The sequence below is a fragment of the Apilactobacillus xinyiensis genome (assembly GCF_019656235.1).
GTDB classification, from domain to species: domain Bacteria; phylum Bacillota; class Bacilli; order Lactobacillales; family Lactobacillaceae; genus Apilactobacillus; species Apilactobacillus xinyiensis.
The window spans coordinates 1-15,654 of sequence record NZ_BPLL01000011.1 but is presented as its reverse complement, the minus strand read 5'-3'; the positions used below and the strand labels follow the sequence as shown (position 1 = coordinate 15,654).

Here is a 15,654-nt window from a genome sequence, read left to right as displayed (position 1 = left end):
AATCAGCACTCCTTATTGATATTATTCTATAAGTCTAAGATTAGAGGAATCAGAATAATTACAGTGATATAACTTTCCAGAATCTGCTTTTAATAGCAATCTAGACATTTCATCTATCCCCTGCAAAGTTCCTTTAACTAATCCAATATTTTCAATATTAATTTGCACTTTTTTACCAACCCATATTAACATATTTCGATAACTATCTAATATATAATCTTGGGACTGATTAAAATACATATTAACTATATTATTGTAAATCTCAGCAATAATCTTTTCATTAGAAAAGTTATTTTTACTGAATAAAAAACCAGCTCGATGACTAATTTCGCTTGGAAAATCATTGGGATATAGATTAATCCCCACTCCAATAACAAAGCTTTGAATATGATTTTTTTCGTTTACATTAGTTTCTACTAAAATGCCAGCACATTTATGGTGTTTAAAATAAATATCATTGATCCATTTTAGACCAACTTGAATTCCACTAATTTGATAAATTGCCTTAGATACAGCTATTCCAATTCCAATCGTTAAAATACCTGGATTCATTAAAAATCGACTAGACACAGGTAAAACAATCGAAAAATAAATTCCCGTATGTTTAGGAGAATAAAAACTATGTCCTCGCTGCCCTCTACCAGCAGTTTGTTCATCAGCAACTACTATTGTTTCATTAATAATTTTTTGATCTAAACAATATTGATTAGTCGAATTTAACTTATTAAACAACTCAACATGCGGTTTAAAATCAGCATTCAGTAGCTTATAAAGCTTGCTTTTATCCACAAAAATCACATTCTTATACTTTTGTAGCTATAGTACCTAGATAATCATTAAACAAATCTAAATCATGCAAGTGATAAATGCAGTTATTACGCTTAGCAAATTCTAAGTTATCCAAATTAATATGCACACTTTTAGGATTTCCAGATAAGCCAACTCCAATCTGTTTTAAAACAGCTTCTTTAATCGTCCATAATTTTAAAGTCATATATTCATTTTTAGCATTAGCTAAATATTCTAATTCATCCGAATTAAAAGCTCTAGCAATCCGTTTATATGAAAATGAACGTTTTTTTTCAATGTCTACGCCAACATCATGACTACTAGTTACTAAAATAACCAAGTCATACGAGTTAGAGACATTAAAAAAGCATTTTTTGGATTTTAAATATGGTTTATTATGTTGCTTATTAACAAATGGGGTTCCATTTAAAACTTCATGATATGACAAACCTAAGAACTTAGCCTTTAAATGTTGACCTACAATCTTTTGTCGAGTATGAAATTTATTAAAATCAACTTTTCTTTGAATAAACTCATCTTGATAAATCGGATTGTTAATATTATCTACATAGATGTTCATATTATGATAATAAATGAACACCCTTATCAACGTAAATTAAGTCACCAGTAATTCCTGAAGATAGGTCACTCATCAAGAAAGCGGCAGTTCCACCAATTTGGAAAATATCTACACTCTTACCATCAACAGTACGAATTTCAGATTCCTTAAGTAAGTCTCCGTGATTTTTAATTCCTGTAACAGCTAGGGTCTTAATAGCACCAGCAGAAATAGCATTTACACGGATACCCTTATCACCCAAATCACGAGCTAAGTATCTAACATTAGCTTCAAGTGCAGCTTTAGCAACTCCCATCATATTATATGATGGAATAGCTCTAGTAGATCCCATGTAAGTTAAGGTAGCAATACTTCCACCTTCGTTCATAATTCTACTTGCATATCTTGAAACAGCAATTAGTGAATATGCACTAATGTCTTGAGCAAGGTTATAACCATCTTTTTCAACGTCAATAACTCCACCAGACAAGGTCTTTTTGTCAGCATATGCAATTGCATGCAAAACTCCGTCAATGTTCCCGTAGTCTTCTTTAATTTTATTAAAAGTATTTTCTACGTTAACATCTTCAGCAACATCACATTGAATCATTGGTGTGCCTTCTGGTGAAATTTTTTCTAATTGGCGTTTTAAACGATCATTTTGGTAAGTCAAAATAACTTGTGCACCTTGATCCATTAGGGATTTTGCACAACCCCAAGCAATACTACGTCTATTAGCAACTCCCATTACAACAATTCGTTTTCCGTCTAAGATTCCTGCCATCAGATTTGGCCTCCTAAATTAATAAAATCATTATTAGAAATTACGTTTAGTTAAACTTTCGATAACGTTTATGACGGTTGTCTAACAGTTCATCTTTAGGTAGTTTCTTTAGTTCGTTTATTTTTTTCAATAATTCATTTTTTAAACTATTAATTGTTTCTGTATCACATACTTCTGGAATTATTTTATCAATGATTCCATTTTCAATTAAATCTTCGGGGGTTAATCCCATTTGTTCAGCAGCCTCAGCGGCTCTACTTGAATCTTTCCATAAAATGGTGGCATATCCTTCTGGCGATAAAATTGAATAAACACTATTTTCCATAGCCCATACACAATCACCAACAGCAAGTGCTAAAGCACCACCACTACCACCTTCACCAACAATTATACTAATGTATGGTACTGATAAATTTAATCCTTGCATAATTGATTGAGCAATCATATATCCTTGACCATGATATTCAGCATCAACGCCAGGATAGGCTCCTGGTGTATTAATTAAATTAATAATTGGTCGATTAAATTTTTCAGCTTGTTTCATTAAGCGCAATGCCTTACGGTAACCATCTGGTTCAGCTGAGCCAAAATGACGTTCAATGTTGGAATCTGTATCAAATCCCTTTTGAATACTAGTAATTGTAACTGGCAATCCGTCAATAGTTCCAATTCCTGCATAAACTGCTGGATCATCGCCATAAGCTCGATCACCATGTAGTTCTATAAAATCATCGGTTAGACCAGCTACCAAATCATGGATACTAATTTTATTAGAACTTCTTGCAGCCATTACGCGATCATATGCTGATTTAGTCATAATAATGTCCTCCTAGTTCCATGCTAATAACTTAGCCAATGTAGATTTCATTTCTGAACGTTTAACAATTGCATCCAAAAAGCCGTTTTTTAACAAGGTTTCAGCTCTTTGAAAATCTTTTGGTGGACGTTGTTGAATTGTCTTTTCAATTACTCGACGTCCAGCAAAACCAATTAAAGTATGTGGTTCAGAAATGTTAATATCGCCTTCCATTGCAAAACTAGCCGTTACTCCACCAGTCGTTGGATCAGTTAATACAGATATGTACAACAGACCTTTTTTAGAATGGTCAGCAACTGCTTGAGAAACTTTGGCCATTTGCATTAATGAATGAATACCTTCTTGCATTCTTGCCCCACCTGAAGCAGAGAAAACAACTACTGGAAGGTTTTCATCAGTACACTTTTCGAACAAACGCGTAAGTTTTTCACCAGTTGCAGTTCCAAGACTTCCCATGATAAAACGCCAGTCCATAACTGCAATTCCAAATGATTGTTGCCCAATTTTACCGATTCCGGTTTGAACACCTTCATTCAAGCCTGTAATCTTACGAGATTTATCTAATTTACTTAAATATTTTTCATCATCAAAACGACTTGATGTTTTTAAATCAGCATTAATGGGAGTAAATTCATCACAAATTAATGAAATTCGTTTTTCATGACCAATCCTAAAACCAAAACTACATTCAGGACATTCATAATACTTGCCTAATTTTTTTCTATAAAAACTTGCTTTACAAAATGGACACTTAACCCATAAATTATCTGGAATTTTATCCATTAAAGTTTGCAAATCTTGTTCTTCAGAATTATTTTGTGTCAAATTTCTTCAACCACTCTTTCAAGAATGAGTTTTCAATATATAAATTATTAAAATTAGAATCATTAAAGTTCTTATCTTCTAATAAGTCACATAAAAATTGTCGGTTTGTTTTAACACCTTCAATTTCAAACTCTTGAATTACTCGTTTCATCTTAGTAATCGCTTGCTCTTTGGTAGGCATATGAACAATAATCTTAGCAATCATTGAATCATAAAAAGGTGAAATAACACTACCCTCTTCTACTCCGGAGTCAATTCTTACTCCTTTAGTTCCAAATGGAAAACTCAATTTAGTAATCTTACCCGGTGAAGGTAAAAAACCATTTTGTGGGTCTTCTGCGTTAATACGACATTCAATAGCATAACTATCTTCTCGAATATCAGATTGTTTAAATGGTAGTTCTTTACCTTCAGCAACTAAGATTTGATCTTTAATTAGCTGTACACCAGCAACCTCTTCGGTTACTGTATGCTCTACTTGCAAACGTGTATTCATTTCCATGAAATAGAACTTCATATTTTCTTCATCTAATAAGAATTCAAAAGTTCCGGTGTTTTCATAACCAATTTCCTTAGTAGCCTTAGTGACTAAACTACCCAAGTAATGTCGTTGTTCTGGAGACACTTTCATACATGGACTCTCTTCCAGAATTTTTTGATGCTCACGTTGTAATGAACAATCACGTTCTGGAAAATACACTACGTTACTAAATTGGTCAGCAATAACTTGCATTTCAATATGTTTGGCATTGCTTAAATCTTTTTCCATGTACAATGCATCGTCACCAAATGACATTTTAGCTTCACGCTTAGTAGTGGCAAAAACTTGTTTTAATTCATCTTCATTAGAAATCTTTCTAATCCCTTTTCCACCACCACCAGCTGCAGCTTTAAGCATTACTGGATAACCAATTTCATTAGCAATTTTCATTGCTTCATCAATGTCTTTAATAAATCCATCACTACCTGGAATAGTTGGAACTCCACTTTTTTTCATGGCTGCTTTAGCATGTGACTTGTTACCCATTGAGTCAATGACCTTAGAACTGGGGCCAATAAACTTAATATGGCATTGCTCACACAATTCAGCAAATTCAGAATTTTCAGAAAGGAAGCCATAACCAGGATGAATTGCATCACAATCAGTTAAACAGGCTGCATCAATTATGGATGGCATATCCAAATATGATTCATTGGGAAATGGACCACCAATACAAACAGATTGGTCAGCTAGTTTAACAAACATACTATCTTTATCAGCTGTAGAATAAACTGCCACTGCTTCGATATTCATTTCATGTAACGAGCGTATAATTTGTACCGCAATTTCGCCACGATTTGCGACTAAAACTCTCTTAAACATTAAATCACCCTTAATTCAAAGCTATTCAATCGCAAAAATTAAATTAGCTTCACAAATAATTTTGCCGTCTCTAGTAATCGTGCCATGGCCTTCACCAATATTACGTTTTAGCTTAATCATTTCGACAGCTAAATCTAATTTATCACCAGGTCTAAAACTGTCTTCAAAAGTAGCATTTTTGATTCCACCAAAGAAAACGTTACGTCCTTTATACTCAGGCATTGAAAGCAAGGAAACAACTCCTGTTTGTGCTAACATTTCCATTGCTAAAGGTCTAGGCATTCCAAATTCTTTGTGTTGATTTTGAAAAAACCATTCGTTGACATTCAAAAGCTTAGTTGCTTTTGCGCCCTCTCCTGGTTTTACTTCTTCTATCTTATCAATCATTTGAAATGGATATCTTTGTGGAATAAATTCTTGTACGTTATATTCCAAGATTAGTCCTCCTCCACTTCAAAAATAGGTTGATCGTATTCAACCATTGATCCATTATCAGTCATTTTTTTAGTAATTGTACCGTTTACCGTACTCTTAACTTCATTAATAACTTTCATAGCTTCAATGACACAAACTACTTCACCTTTTTTAACGTGGTCCCCAATATTTTTGTATACCGGTTTTTCTGGACTTGGTGAGAAATACACAATTCCAACCAATGGTGCAGTAATTTTACTACTGGAATTAGATGGTTTGGTATCAGTACTTTGAACAGGTGTGTTAGATGCAACAGTATTTTTTTCCTTAACATCACCACTATTCTTGCTACTTAACTTACTAAAGTAAATATTAGTACCGTTCTCATCATTGATTTTAAGTTCTTGCATGCTAGAACTGTCAAACTTATCCATTAATTTTTCGATATCTTTTTCGTTCATTACAGATTCTCCTGTTAATTAAGATTTGTTCTTATTTAACTTTGATTACATGGTTAAACCGCCATCAACAGTAATTACTTGTCCAGTAATATATCTACTATTAATTAAGAATTCAACAACTTCTGCAACTTCGTCAGGATTACCAAAGCGACCCAATGGAATTTGTTCTTCCCACTTTTTAATATTCTTGTCACTTAATTTAGCAGTCATATCGGAAGTTATCATACCAGGTGCGACTGCATTACAACGAATTCCACGCAATGCTCCTTCTTGAGCAATTGTCTTAGTTAATCCAACAATTCCGGCCTTACTTGCAGAATAGTTAGCTTGTCCCAAGTTACCATGTAATCCAGCAATACTAGCCATGTTAATGATGCATCCTTGACGTTTCTTTTGCATATTCTTTAAAGCGAATTTAGTCATGTTAAAGACCCCAAATAAATTAGTGTCTAAAACTTGTTTAAATGAATCTGCTTTCATTCTGGTTAATAAAGTATCTTGAGTAATACCAGCGTTATTAATTAAAACATCAATACGTCCATATTTATCAACTACTTCATTTACCATGGATTTAGCATCATCTTCAGAAGCAACATCACCAACTAAAATATCAACTGGGTTGGCAAACTTGCTTTGTAATTCATCACGTTCAGCATCAGATAGTTCACGATGTGAATTAGCAATAACAATGTTGTTACTATCTTTAGATAGTCTAATAGCATCGGCTAAACCAAGTCCTTTGGTAGCACCCGTAATTAAAATAACTTTTTTATCATTAGTATCCATGCTAATCCTCCTTCAATGTGTTGAGTAAATCATTAAGTGAATCAACACTATCAACATTATATGTTGGAACACCTTTAACTGTCTTTTTGGCTAATTTACTCAAAGTATTACCTGGTCCAATCTCGATAAATGCATCAATGCCGTCATCTTCAATTGCTTGTAGGTCTTGCATAAAATGAGTTGGATTAATTAATTGTTCAACTAATGTCTGTTTAACTGAATCAGCTGTAAAAGGTTCAGCAGTGGTATTACTCATTACCTTAAATTCAGGTTCTGTGAAATCTTCATCTGCCAAACGATTGGATAGCTTATCAGAAGCTAGCTGCATTAATGGAGTATGTGATGCTACAGCTACTTTTAATGGAATAACTCGTTTAACCCCTTGGGCTTTAAAAGTTTCCATAGCTTTTTTAACACCATCTTTAGTTCCACCAATGACCGTTTGCTTTGCGGTGTTGTAGTTAGCGGGATATACCCCATCAATTTCATCACAGACATGCTTAACATCATCCGGACTAATTCCTAGAACAGCTGCCATCGCACCTGGGTTCTTTTCACCAGCTTCATCCATATACATAGAACGATCATGGACTAATTTTAGCCCTGATTGAAAAGATAGTGCTTTAGCAGCAACTAAAGCACTATACTCACCTAAGCTCAAACCCATGCCAACTGTAGCTTTAGGCAACTTATCGGATAAAATACGATAAATTGCAACGCTCATAGTTAAAATTGCGATTTGAGTATTCTTAGAATTATCAAAAATGTCTGGATCTGCTAAGTTTAAATTTAAAACACTGGATGCTTCATCAATGGTTTTTTTATAGATAGGATTAGATTCATATAAATCTTGTCCCATCTTTGGAAATTGACTTCCCTGTCCACTGAATAAATAACAAATATTCAAATTTAAACACTCCTAAGCAAATCTAATTATTTTTCATCTAATTGTTTTGCAACGTAATCAACTAATTGATTTACAGTTTCAATATCATTATCTGAATCAATTTCAATATCGTATTCGTCTTCTAAAGCGTCAACGATTTCAAATAAGTCAAGACTGTCTAAATCCAAGTTTTCTTTGAAGTTAGTGTCCATTTTAATGTCATCAGCTTTAACGTCTGATTGATCCACAACGATTTCTTTTACCTTATCTAAAATTGCATTCTTGTCTGCCATAATATAATTCACTCCATAATATAATTTAGTATTTTAAAATAACAGTTCCTGTGGTTAAGCCACCACCGAAACCAGAAAGGGCAACAATATTGCCCCTAGCTATTGTACCATGCTGTGTCAATTCTTCTAACAAAATTGGTTCACTAGCTGCTGCAGTATTCCCATACTGATTAATGTTAATTGGAAAACGTTCGATACTAATACCTAATTTCCTGGAAACACTTTTGATTATTCTAGCATTAGCTTGATGTAGGACAAAATAGTCTATATCTTGCAAATCAATTTTTGCAGATTCTGCAGCACGTTTAATTGATTCTGGGACGCTATGCGTAGCAAAATCATAAACTGCTCGACCATCCATATGAAAATAAATATCAGCATTTTCATCTGTCTTACTTATATGACCAGCAGTCAAAGAATGACCCTTTTCACCATAAGTTTTTAAATCCTTGGATAGTATTTCACCGCTACCTTGATTTGAAACTAAAACACCACCAGCTCCATCACCAAATAATACAGCCGTACTGCGGTCGTTCCAATCAATCATTTTGCTAAGTGTTTCACCACCGATTAAGATTCCTTTAGATTCAACATCTCGATTCAATAGAGAATTTAAAATATCCAATCCAAAAACAAATCCTGAACAAGCGGCATTAATATCGAATGCAACTGCGTTAGTTGCCCCAATTAAGCCTTGTACTGAGGCTGCAGTTGATGGGGTTTGATAATCAGAAGACATAGTTCCCACAATTATGAAATCTATTTCTGAAGCATCAACCCCTGCTCTTTGAAGCAAGTTTTCAGCAACATTAGTGCATAAAGAAGTAGTTGTTTCATCATTAGCAATGTGACGAGTTTTAATTCCAGTTCTTCTGGTAATCCATTCATCAGATGTATCCATAATTTTTGCTAAATCATCATTGGTAACTACTTTTTTGGGAACAGCTTTAGCAGTAGATAAAATTGAAAAACCGCTCATGATGTCTCCTCATAAAAATAATAAAATAATATAATTTCTAAAACTACTGTTATAGTTTCTGATATTTTAAGTTTTTTTTCAACCATTGTGAATAACATACTTACTAAATAAAAGCGAAAATATGCAAATTTACATAGGCTTTAAGCAAATTTAACTAGAATAAAAAAAATAAGTTACGATTATTTCAATCTGTAACTTATTTTAATGTACCTTACCGTTTTGATATGTTAACATCCCCATCACTGGTATAAAAACTATAAGTTTTTAAATGCTTAGGGTCTGTGTAGTTATTAGGTTGGTAAACATTGGTACTACCATCATCAGATTTAGCATTTATTTTAACATTCTTATCATTGATGATTTTGCCAGAAATATCGCCGTCTTCAGATTGAGCATTTATTTTTTTATTAGCTAATAGATTATAAAAGTTAATATCGCCATCACTAACATTACAGTAAAGCGAATCAAATGTAGCATTTTTCAATGTTACATCCCCATCACTATCGACAATTTGACTTTCACCCTTGTTAAAAATGCTATTAACAATTGAGATATCACCATCATCTGCATTTAAAATCGCATTATTGGCTTTTACATTTGATAAATGAACATCACCATCGGTACTACCAATTTTAATTGTCCCCTGAGCATTTACATTCTGCAAATGAACACTTCCACCGCTTAAAGACATTTCTTTGGTATTAATATCTTTAATAAACACATCACCGGACTGATTATATTGATGAATATAGTTTAAATAAACATTTTCTGGTAAGTAAATTTCAGTTTTATTAGAAACGTTTTGAAATAAACCAACTAACATAAATCCAGAGTTTTCATTGCCAGTAACACGCAATTCATGATTTGATATGCTTAATCCAGAATTATTCTCTTTAGAGTTATAAAATATAATTCTTGGGTCTGAGCTAGGTTGAATTGATACATTAGAATTGTTTTCTATACTAATAGTTTTAATACCACTAACTTCTTGGTTGTTAATTTTGCGATAAACGTGCTTATTTTTCAATCCAATCACTAAATTATGCTTATTACTAAAGTATAATGGACGAACTCCATTATGCAAAAAGCCCACAAAAATCAAGATAATTCCTAAAAACAAAACTATTAAACTAATTACATATTTATTTTGCATATCTATCTTCCTTTTCAAAAAAATTTTTTAGCAATATTTGTTATTTGACTATAAGACCATTTACAAAAATTTTTGGTTATTAAAAGTAAATTAATTAATAGCCATTTAGCTGGTTCAAATAATATAGTAACTATGCCTAAAGTGACTAGCGCTAGACCTAAGTAAAACAGACCGGTCCAAAAGTTAGTGAAAAGTAACCAAAATGAAACCACTAAAATCACAATTGCAGATAACCCCAGTGCAAAAATAGTTACTATAATTGAAAATATTACTGAGAATATCGTTACAAATATTGAAAAAATAATTGAAATAATCGTTAATAAGAAAGGAATGGCAATTATGCAAAGTAAAACAATTAAAACAATCGATACATTCCTTTTATCGCGAACGTAACCACTACCATGCTCACTTTGATAATTAGCAATTATTTTATTAGCTAACATCTGTGGAGTCCCTAATTTTTCTGAGCACTCTGCATATGTCTTAAAATCACCATCTTGCAAATATTCAGTATAAAAATTTAACGCATCTTGTTTGTCTTGATAGGAAAGGACATTTAAAAGTTTACTTAATTCCTCTATATATTTATTCATGTCTATCTCCTTTCAGCATAGTATCCACTGCATTTTTAAATTGTTTCCATTCTATATCAATACTTTTTAAACTATTTAAACCTAAATTGGTAATTCGATAATATCTACGATTACGACCTTGATAAGGTTCATCATACGTAGTGACTAATCCATTAGATTTTAAACGACGTAAAACTGGATACATAGTGGATTCAGAAACTGCTATGTATTTTTGTACTTCTTGAGTTAAAGCATACCCATAATAATCTTTTACTGATAACAGTCCTAGCACGCTGCCATCAAGTAATCGGGAGCTAATTTGTACAGCCATATTATCACCTCGATAATATTATATGATATATAGTATAATTTGTTAACTAGTTGAATAAAATTTAAGCGAAAATAATGATAAAAAGATATAATATTATATGTAGTAAATTGACTTAAAATATTGATTTAACTATAATCACAAATAGTAACGTAATCGAATTTATTGGGGATTTTATTATGATTAAAAACGAAATATATACACAATGGAAGCAAGCAAGCAATCTTCCAGAATCAATTAAATTAGATCTTACTGAAATTGATAATCAAGAAAATATTATTGAAGATGCTTTCAATGGCTTCTTATCATTTGGAACTGCTGGAATGCGTGGCATCATGGGTGCTGGTACTAATCGTATCAACATTTTTACTATTAGACAGGCAACTGAAGGTCTAGCTAAATATATGGACACTTTAAACAATGCTGATAAAAAACGTGGAGTTGCCATAAGCTTTGATTCTCGCTACCACTCTAAAGAATTTGCTTATGAAGCAGCTAAAGTATTAGGTCATCATAATATTCCTTCATATGTATTTGACGGAATTAGACCTACTCCAGAACTATCTTTTGCCGTTAGACATTTAAATGCTTTTGCTGGAATTATGATTACTGCCAGCCACAACCCTAAACAATATAATGGATATAAAATATATGGTGAAGATGGTGGCCAAATGCCTCCAGAAGCATCTGACATGATTACTGAATTTGTAAGACAAACTTCGGATTTATTTTCAATCCAAACAATGCCAGAACGTGATTTAAGAAAAAACAATTTAATTAAAATTATTGGTGAAGATGTAGATGAAGCGTATTTAACAGAGGCTAAATCTGTAAATATAAATCATGAATTAATTAAGAAAACAGGTAAAAATTTAAAATTTGTTTACACCCCTCTACATGGTACTGGTAAAGTTTTAGCTAGAAGAGCATTACAAAATGCTGGATTTATGAACTATGATATTGTAGCTGAACAAACTATTTCAGATCCTGAATTTCCTACTGTAAAATTCCCTAATCCAGAATTTCCGGAAGCTTTTGATTTATCTATTAAGTTAGGTAATAAAACTGCAGCTGACATTTTAATTGCTACTGATCCAGATGCTGACCGATTAGGAGCTGCCGTACGTCAACCTGATGGCAACTATGAATTAATGTCAGGTAATCAAATTGCAGTTGTCTTAATGGATTACATTTTAAAAGCTAAACAAGCACATAATGAATTACCTAGTAATGGTGTAATTGTTAAGTCTATCGTATCCACTGAACTAGCAAGTAAGATTGCTGAAAGTTATAATATCAAAACCATCAATGTTTTAACTGGTTTTAAATTTATAGCTGAACAAATCAAAGAATTTGAAGAAAAACATAGTCATACTTTCTTATTTGGATTTGAAGAAAGCTTTGGCTATTTAATTAAACCTTTCGTTCGAGACAAAGATGCCATTCAATCAACTATGTTACTAGCAGAAGTAGCCGCTTATTATAAAGAAAACGGTAAGACTGTATATGACGGCTTACAAGACATTTATAAAAAATATGGATTTTATGAAGAAAAGACTGTTTCTAAAGTATTTGAAGGCCCTAACGGTAAAAACAAGATGGCTAGCATCATGAATAACCTTAGAAATAGTAACTTAGATAGTTTTGGTAATCATAAAGTTATATCAGCTGAAGACTTCCAAGAATCTATAAAAATTAATCAAGATGGCAAGCAAGAAAGTATTTCATTGCCTAAGTCCAACGTTTTAAAATACTGGTTAGAAGATGGAACTTGGTTGGCTGTTAGACCATCAGGAACTGAACCTAAAATCAAATTCTATGTAGGTACAAATGGCAAAACTAAAGATATAGCCCTAGAAAAATTAAATACATTTGAAAATAGTGTTCATGAACTAGTCAATAAATTAATTTAAATAAAAATAAGCTATCTCCTAATTGAGATAGCTTATTTTTATTTAAAAGTTAAAACGCTTATGTAATTTATGTTCACTATATTTCAACAGTTCTTCACCAGATATATTATATTTAGATGCCAGAACTAATACTTGGTCTAATAAATCAGATAACTCCTCATGTAAATTATCATCTAATTGTTCCGGCGTTTTTTTACTTTCACCAGGATGGTCCCTTCCAATTTCAATTGCGCGTACTGCTCTGGCCAATTCACCGATTTCTTCAGCAATAAAGTTCATTCTAACGAATGGTGATAGTTCATACCATTCTCGACTTTGGTAAAAATTCTTTAACCACTTTTGATGTTCATTGATTTCTTTCAATTCAAAAACCTCCTGATGAATGTCTTTTATAGATAATCACTTGAATCTAAAATTATTAAAACAATTTAAATTCACTTAAGTAATTCATTAATTAAAACATTATTACTTAATAATTTTTTCATGGCAATTTTCTAATTTTTTTAAGATTATATCATGAAAATCAATATTTTGATAAACGATTAAAATATGGTTGTATATACTCAATATATTAATTACTATAAAAGTATACAATTTTGAAAGGAAAATACATTTATGAGTAATAAAATGTTTTCTATTGAAATATCAGCTGAATTGAATCAAATTCAATTAATAAAACATTATTTAAAAAAGTGGCGACCAAGTTTTGTATCTATAAATAACTTAAGTGAAACGCGCTTTGAAGATATTGTTCAAATAACTAATTATATAAAAAAAGACCTAAAGATTCCCGTTTTAGTTCATATGTCAGCTATTAGTAAAACTAAAGATGAAATTATAACCGAACTTAAAACTTTAGAATCATATGGAATTCACAGAATATTAGCCCTACAAGGTAATTTATACCATGGTATTAATATTAAAAATGATTTTCATTATGCTAGTGATTTAGTCAAGTTTATAAATGACTATGATAAATCCATAGAAATTTTTGGTACATGCTATCCAGAAAAACATCCCGAAGCTAAAGATTTGAAATCAGACATTGAACATTTGAAAATAAAAGTAAATGCTGGTGCAATTGGGTTAATCTCTCAAATTTGTTTTGACAATGAAAAAGTATATCAATTTATTCAAAAAATTCGTAAACAAGATATCAACGTGCCAGTCTTTTCTGGTATCATGCCTGTTACTAAAGATTACCAACTACATTGGTTAGATCATAATATGATATCGACACATGGCAAGTTTGATAACGTAAACGAATTAGATCAATATGGCGTTAATTTTTCAGTCAATCAAATTAATGATTTGTTGAAACATAATGTTGATGGAATTCACTTATACACTATGAACGATTGGCAAACTACAGATGCAATTTATGATAAAATTAAACATAATTTCCAAAAGAAAGAAAGTTTTTAATGCAATTACAAAATGCAGCGGTAGATAAGCTTAATCCTAATAAAAATCTAACCGATGAACAGCAATATTTAGTTGAAAAAATTGAAAATTTTGCTAAAAACAATTTCAATCAAACTAAACATGCTGTTTTTACAATTTACGGAGATGCTGGAACCGGAAAAAGTGTTGTACTAAGCAAACTTTTTTATGATTTTCAGCAAATGGCTAAGCAACCCGGTATCTTAGAAGGTACCCAAAATCATTTTTTAGTGAATCATCCTGAAATTCTAAAAGTTTATAAAAACATTGCTGGTGACGAACCCAATGTATTAAAGAAAAATTTTAATCGCCCCACTTCGTTCATTAATTCAATGAATAAAAATGGCCTGCATTCAGATATAATAATCGTTGATGAAGCCCATTTACTATTATCACGTTCCGATCATTACAACAATTTTTATCAAGATAATCAATTAACCGAAATTATTAAAAAATCAAAAGTAACTATTATCGTTTTTGACCATCGACAAGTATTGAGAACTAAAATGTTTTGGAACGAAGAAATGTTGAGACGATTATTAGAGCCATACCACAATGATGAATATCATTTAACTAAACAGTTTAGAATGACTGCTAGCCAAAAGCTAGTTGATTGGATTAACAGTTTTACCGATGGTTATCTGGAAGAAATTCCTAATGATGCCAAACAAAATTATGACTTTAAAGTTTTTGAAGATGCTGAAGAAATGCGAAAAACTATTGTTAAAAAAAATAAACAAGTGGGACTTTCTAGAATTGTTTCTACCTCAGGTTACCCCTCAACTTTAGATGGTGGTAAACACTACGTAATTGAAGGAAACTTTAAAATGCCTTGGGATCAATATAATTTTACACAAACTCCTTGGGCTGAAATCCCTAAAACTATAAATGAAGTCGGATCAATTTTTACTTGCCAAGGATTTGATTTAAACTATGTAGGTGTAATATTAGGGCCACCCATTTCATTAAGCAATGATGGAAAAACAATAGATGTTAATTTAAATAAATTTACTGACGTTGAATCATTAAAAAAAAGACCTGATATGGAAAATGATGAAAGTTTTGAAAAAATAAAAAAACAGTTAATTTTAAATTCAATTAATGTTTTAATGAAACGTGGCGTACATGGTCTGTACATTTTTGCTCATGATAAAAATTTAAGGGATAAATTATTGTCATTATTTAAAAATATTAAATAAAAAAGGTGTCCACAAAGTGTACCGCCTTAAAAAAGTTAGACATAATATCTAATTTTTTAAGGCGGTTTTTTTATGTCAAAATATTCAACT

General features: G+C 31.7%; 19 protein-coding genes. 3 read left to right on the top strand and 16 right to left on the bottom strand.

Annotated features, from left to right (window positions below):
- Positions 1-21: 21 nt before the first annotated feature.
- From K5Q11_RS03670 to K5Q11_RS03600, 15 genes are all read right to left on the bottom strand, one after another.
- Positions 22-789 (bottom strand): biotin--[acetyl-CoA-carboxylase] ligase, encoded by a 768-nt coding sequence (locus K5Q11_RS03670; protein ID WP_220728417.1) that lies wholly within the window; start codon positions 787-789, stop codon positions 22-24.
- 13 nt (positions 790-802) lie between these two features.
- Positions 803-1,369 carry a 4'-phosphopantetheinyl transferase family protein gene (locus K5Q11_RS03665; RefSeq protein WP_220751271.1) on the bottom strand — a complete coding sequence of 189 codons (567 nt, stop codon included), beginning with the start codon at positions 1,367-1,369 and terminating at the stop codon, positions 803-805.
- A gap of 1 nt (position 1,370) precedes the next feature.
- Entirely contained in the window at positions 1,371-2,132 is a 762-nt protein-coding gene (gene fabI / locus K5Q11_RS03660; protein WP_220728419.1) for an enoyl-ACP reductase FabI, read from the bottom strand.
- Positions 2,133-2,178: 46 nt separating this feature from the next.
- Complete coding sequence (accA, locus tag K5Q11_RS03655; protein WP_220728420.1) at positions 2,179-2,949, bottom strand: acetyl-CoA carboxylase carboxyltransferase subunit alpha; 771 nt, start codon at positions 2,947-2,949, stop codon at positions 2,179-2,181.
- Between the two features lie 12 nt (positions 2,950-2,961).
- A complete protein-coding gene (locus K5Q11_RS03650) occupies positions 2,962-3,732 on the bottom strand; it encodes an acetyl-CoA carboxylase carboxyltransferase subunit beta (RefSeq protein ID WP_220728461.1) in 771 nt (256 codons plus the stop codon).
- Between the two features lie 28 nt (positions 3,733-3,760).
- The gene (locus K5Q11_RS03645; RefSeq protein WP_220751270.1) at positions 3,761-5,137 is read right to left on the bottom strand and encodes an acetyl-CoA carboxylase biotin carboxylase subunit; all 1,377 of its coding nucleotides are present in this window, start codon (positions 5,135-5,137) and stop codon (positions 3,761-3,763) included.
- A gap of 21 nt (positions 5,138-5,158) precedes the next feature.
- Positions 5,159-5,572 carry a 3-hydroxyacyl-ACP dehydratase FabZ family protein gene (locus K5Q11_RS03640; RefSeq protein WP_220728422.1) on the bottom strand — a complete coding sequence of 138 codons (414 nt, stop codon included), beginning with the start codon at positions 5,570-5,572 and terminating at the stop codon, positions 5,159-5,161.
- A 2-nt stretch (positions 5,573-5,574) separates the two neighbouring features.
- Complete coding sequence (locus K5Q11_RS03635) at positions 5,575-6,012, bottom strand: acetyl-CoA carboxylase biotin carboxyl carrier protein (protein WP_220751269.1); 438 nt, start codon at positions 6,010-6,012, stop codon at positions 5,575-5,577.
- 45 nt (positions 6,013-6,057) lie between these two features.
- On the bottom strand, positions 6,058-6,798 hold the full coding sequence (gene fabG, locus K5Q11_RS03630) for a 3-oxoacyl-ACP reductase FabG (protein ID WP_220728424.1): 741 nt from the start codon (positions 6,796-6,798) through the stop codon (positions 6,058-6,060).
- A gap of 1 nt (position 6,799) precedes the next feature.
- On the bottom strand, positions 6,800-7,705 hold the full coding sequence (locus K5Q11_RS03625; protein WP_220751268.1) for an ACP S-malonyltransferase: 906 nt from the start codon (positions 7,703-7,705) through the stop codon (positions 6,800-6,802).
- Positions 7,706-7,731: 26 nt separating this feature from the next.
- Complete coding sequence (locus K5Q11_RS03620) at positions 7,732-7,977, bottom strand: acyl carrier protein (RefSeq protein ID WP_220728426.1); 246 nt, start codon at positions 7,975-7,977, stop codon at positions 7,732-7,734.
- Between the two features lie 25 nt (positions 7,978-8,002).
- Positions 8,003-8,956, bottom strand: a complete 954-nt coding sequence (locus tag K5Q11_RS03615; RefSeq protein ID WP_220728427.1) for a beta-ketoacyl-ACP synthase III — start codon at positions 8,954-8,956, stop codon at positions 8,003-8,005.
- Positions 8,957-9,167: 211 nt separating this feature from the next.
- The gene (locus K5Q11_RS03610) at positions 9,168-10,109 is read right to left on the bottom strand and encodes a DUF4097 family beta strand repeat-containing protein (protein ID WP_220751267.1); all 942 of its coding nucleotides are present in this window, start codon (positions 10,107-10,109) and stop codon (positions 9,168-9,170) included.
- 14 nt (positions 10,110-10,123) lie between these two features.
- The gene (locus K5Q11_RS03605) at positions 10,124-10,702 is read right to left on the bottom strand and encodes a DUF1700 domain-containing protein (protein WP_220751266.1); all 579 of its coding nucleotides are present in this window, start codon (positions 10,700-10,702) and stop codon (positions 10,124-10,126) included.
- The gene (locus K5Q11_RS03600; protein WP_220728430.1) at positions 10,695-11,012 is read right to left on the bottom strand and encodes a PadR family transcriptional regulator; all 318 of its coding nucleotides are present in this window, start codon (positions 11,010-11,012) and stop codon (positions 10,695-10,697) included. Before K5Q11_RS03600 ends, K5Q11_RS03605 begins: the two co-directional genes overlap by 8 nt.
- A gap of 176 nt (positions 11,013-11,188) precedes the next feature.
- Here K5Q11_RS03600 and K5Q11_RS03595 point away from each other — a divergent pair, with 176 nt between their 5' ends.
- Entirely contained in the window at positions 11,189-12,922 is a 1,734-nt protein-coding gene (locus K5Q11_RS03595; protein ID WP_220751265.1) for a phospho-sugar mutase, read from the top strand.
- Between the two features lie 42 nt (positions 12,923-12,964).
- On the opposite strand, the gene K5Q11_RS03590 is transcribed toward K5Q11_RS03595, so the two are convergent.
- A complete protein-coding gene (locus K5Q11_RS03590; RefSeq protein WP_251067903.1) occupies positions 12,965-13,285 on the bottom strand; it encodes a MazG nucleotide pyrophosphohydrolase domain-containing protein in 321 nt (106 codons plus the stop codon).
- Positions 13,286-13,537: 252 nt separating this feature from the next.
- Here K5Q11_RS03590 and K5Q11_RS03585 point away from each other — a divergent pair, with 252 nt between their 5' ends.
- Both K5Q11_RS03585 and K5Q11_RS03580 read left to right on the top strand, forming a co-directional pair.
- Positions 13,538-14,347: a methylenetetrahydrofolate reductase gene (locus K5Q11_RS03585; protein WP_220751264.1), complete on the top strand. Its 810-nt coding sequence runs from the start codon at positions 13,538-13,540 to the stop codon at positions 14,345-14,347.
- A complete protein-coding gene (locus K5Q11_RS03580; protein WP_220751263.1) occupies positions 14,347-15,564 on the top strand; it encodes a DUF2075 domain-containing protein in 1,218 nt (405 codons plus the stop codon). The genes K5Q11_RS03585 and K5Q11_RS03580 overlap by 1 nt, the downstream gene beginning before the upstream one ends.
- Positions 15,565-15,654 lie beyond the last annotated feature (90 nt).

Coding starts and splice junctions, on each gene's coding strand:
- fabG (WP_220728424.1), bottom strand. CDS start 6,798: ATGGATACTAATGATAAAAAAGTTATTTTAATTACGGGTGCTACCAAA.
- fabI (WP_220728419.1), bottom strand. CDS start 2,132: ATGGCAGGAATCTTAGACGGAAAACGAATTGTTGTAATGGGAGTTGCT.
- K5Q11_RS03645 (WP_220751270.1), bottom strand. CDS start 5,137: ATGTTTAAGAGAGTTTTAGTCGCAAATCGTGGCGAAATTGCGGTACAA.
- K5Q11_RS03615 (WP_220728427.1), bottom strand. CDS start 8,956: ATGAGCGGTTTTTCAATTTTATCTACTGCTAAAGCTGTTCCCAAAAAA.
- K5Q11_RS03595 (WP_220751265.1), top strand. CDS start 11,189: ATGATTAAAAACGAAATATATACACAATGGAAGCAAGCAAGCAATCTT.
- K5Q11_RS03605 (WP_220751266.1), bottom strand. CDS start 10,702: ATGAATAAATATATAGAGGAATTAAGTAAACTTTTAAATGTCCTTTCC.
- K5Q11_RS03620 (WP_220728426.1), bottom strand. CDS start 7,977: ATGGCAGACAAGAATGCAATTTTAGATAAGGTAAAAGAAATCGTTGTG.
- K5Q11_RS03585 (WP_220751264.1), top strand. CDS start 13,538: ATGAGTAATAAAATGTTTTCTATTGAAATATCAGCTGAATTGAATCAA.
- K5Q11_RS03650 (WP_220728461.1), bottom strand. CDS start 3,732: ATGGATAAAATTCCAGATAATTTATGGGTTAAGTGTCCATTTTGTAAA.
- K5Q11_RS03580 (WP_220751263.1), top strand. CDS start 14,347: ATGCAATTACAAAATGCAGCGGTAGATAAGCTTAATCCTAATAAAAAT.
- K5Q11_RS03665 (WP_220751271.1), bottom strand. CDS start 1,369: ATGAACATCTATGTAGATAATATTAACAATCCGATTTATCAAGATGAG.
- K5Q11_RS03610 (WP_220751267.1), bottom strand. CDS start 10,109: ATGCAAAATAAATATGTAATTAGTTTAATAGTTTTGTTTTTAGGAATT.
- K5Q11_RS03635 (WP_220751269.1), bottom strand. CDS start 6,012: ATGAACGAAAAAGATATCGAAAAATTAATGGATAAGTTTGACAGTTCT.
- K5Q11_RS03600 (WP_220728430.1), bottom strand. CDS start 11,012: ATGGCTGTACAAATTAGCTCCCGATTACTTGATGGCAGCGTGCTAGGA.
- accA (WP_220728420.1), bottom strand. CDS start 2,949: ATGACTAAATCAGCATATGATCGCGTAATGGCTGCAAGAAGTTCTAAT.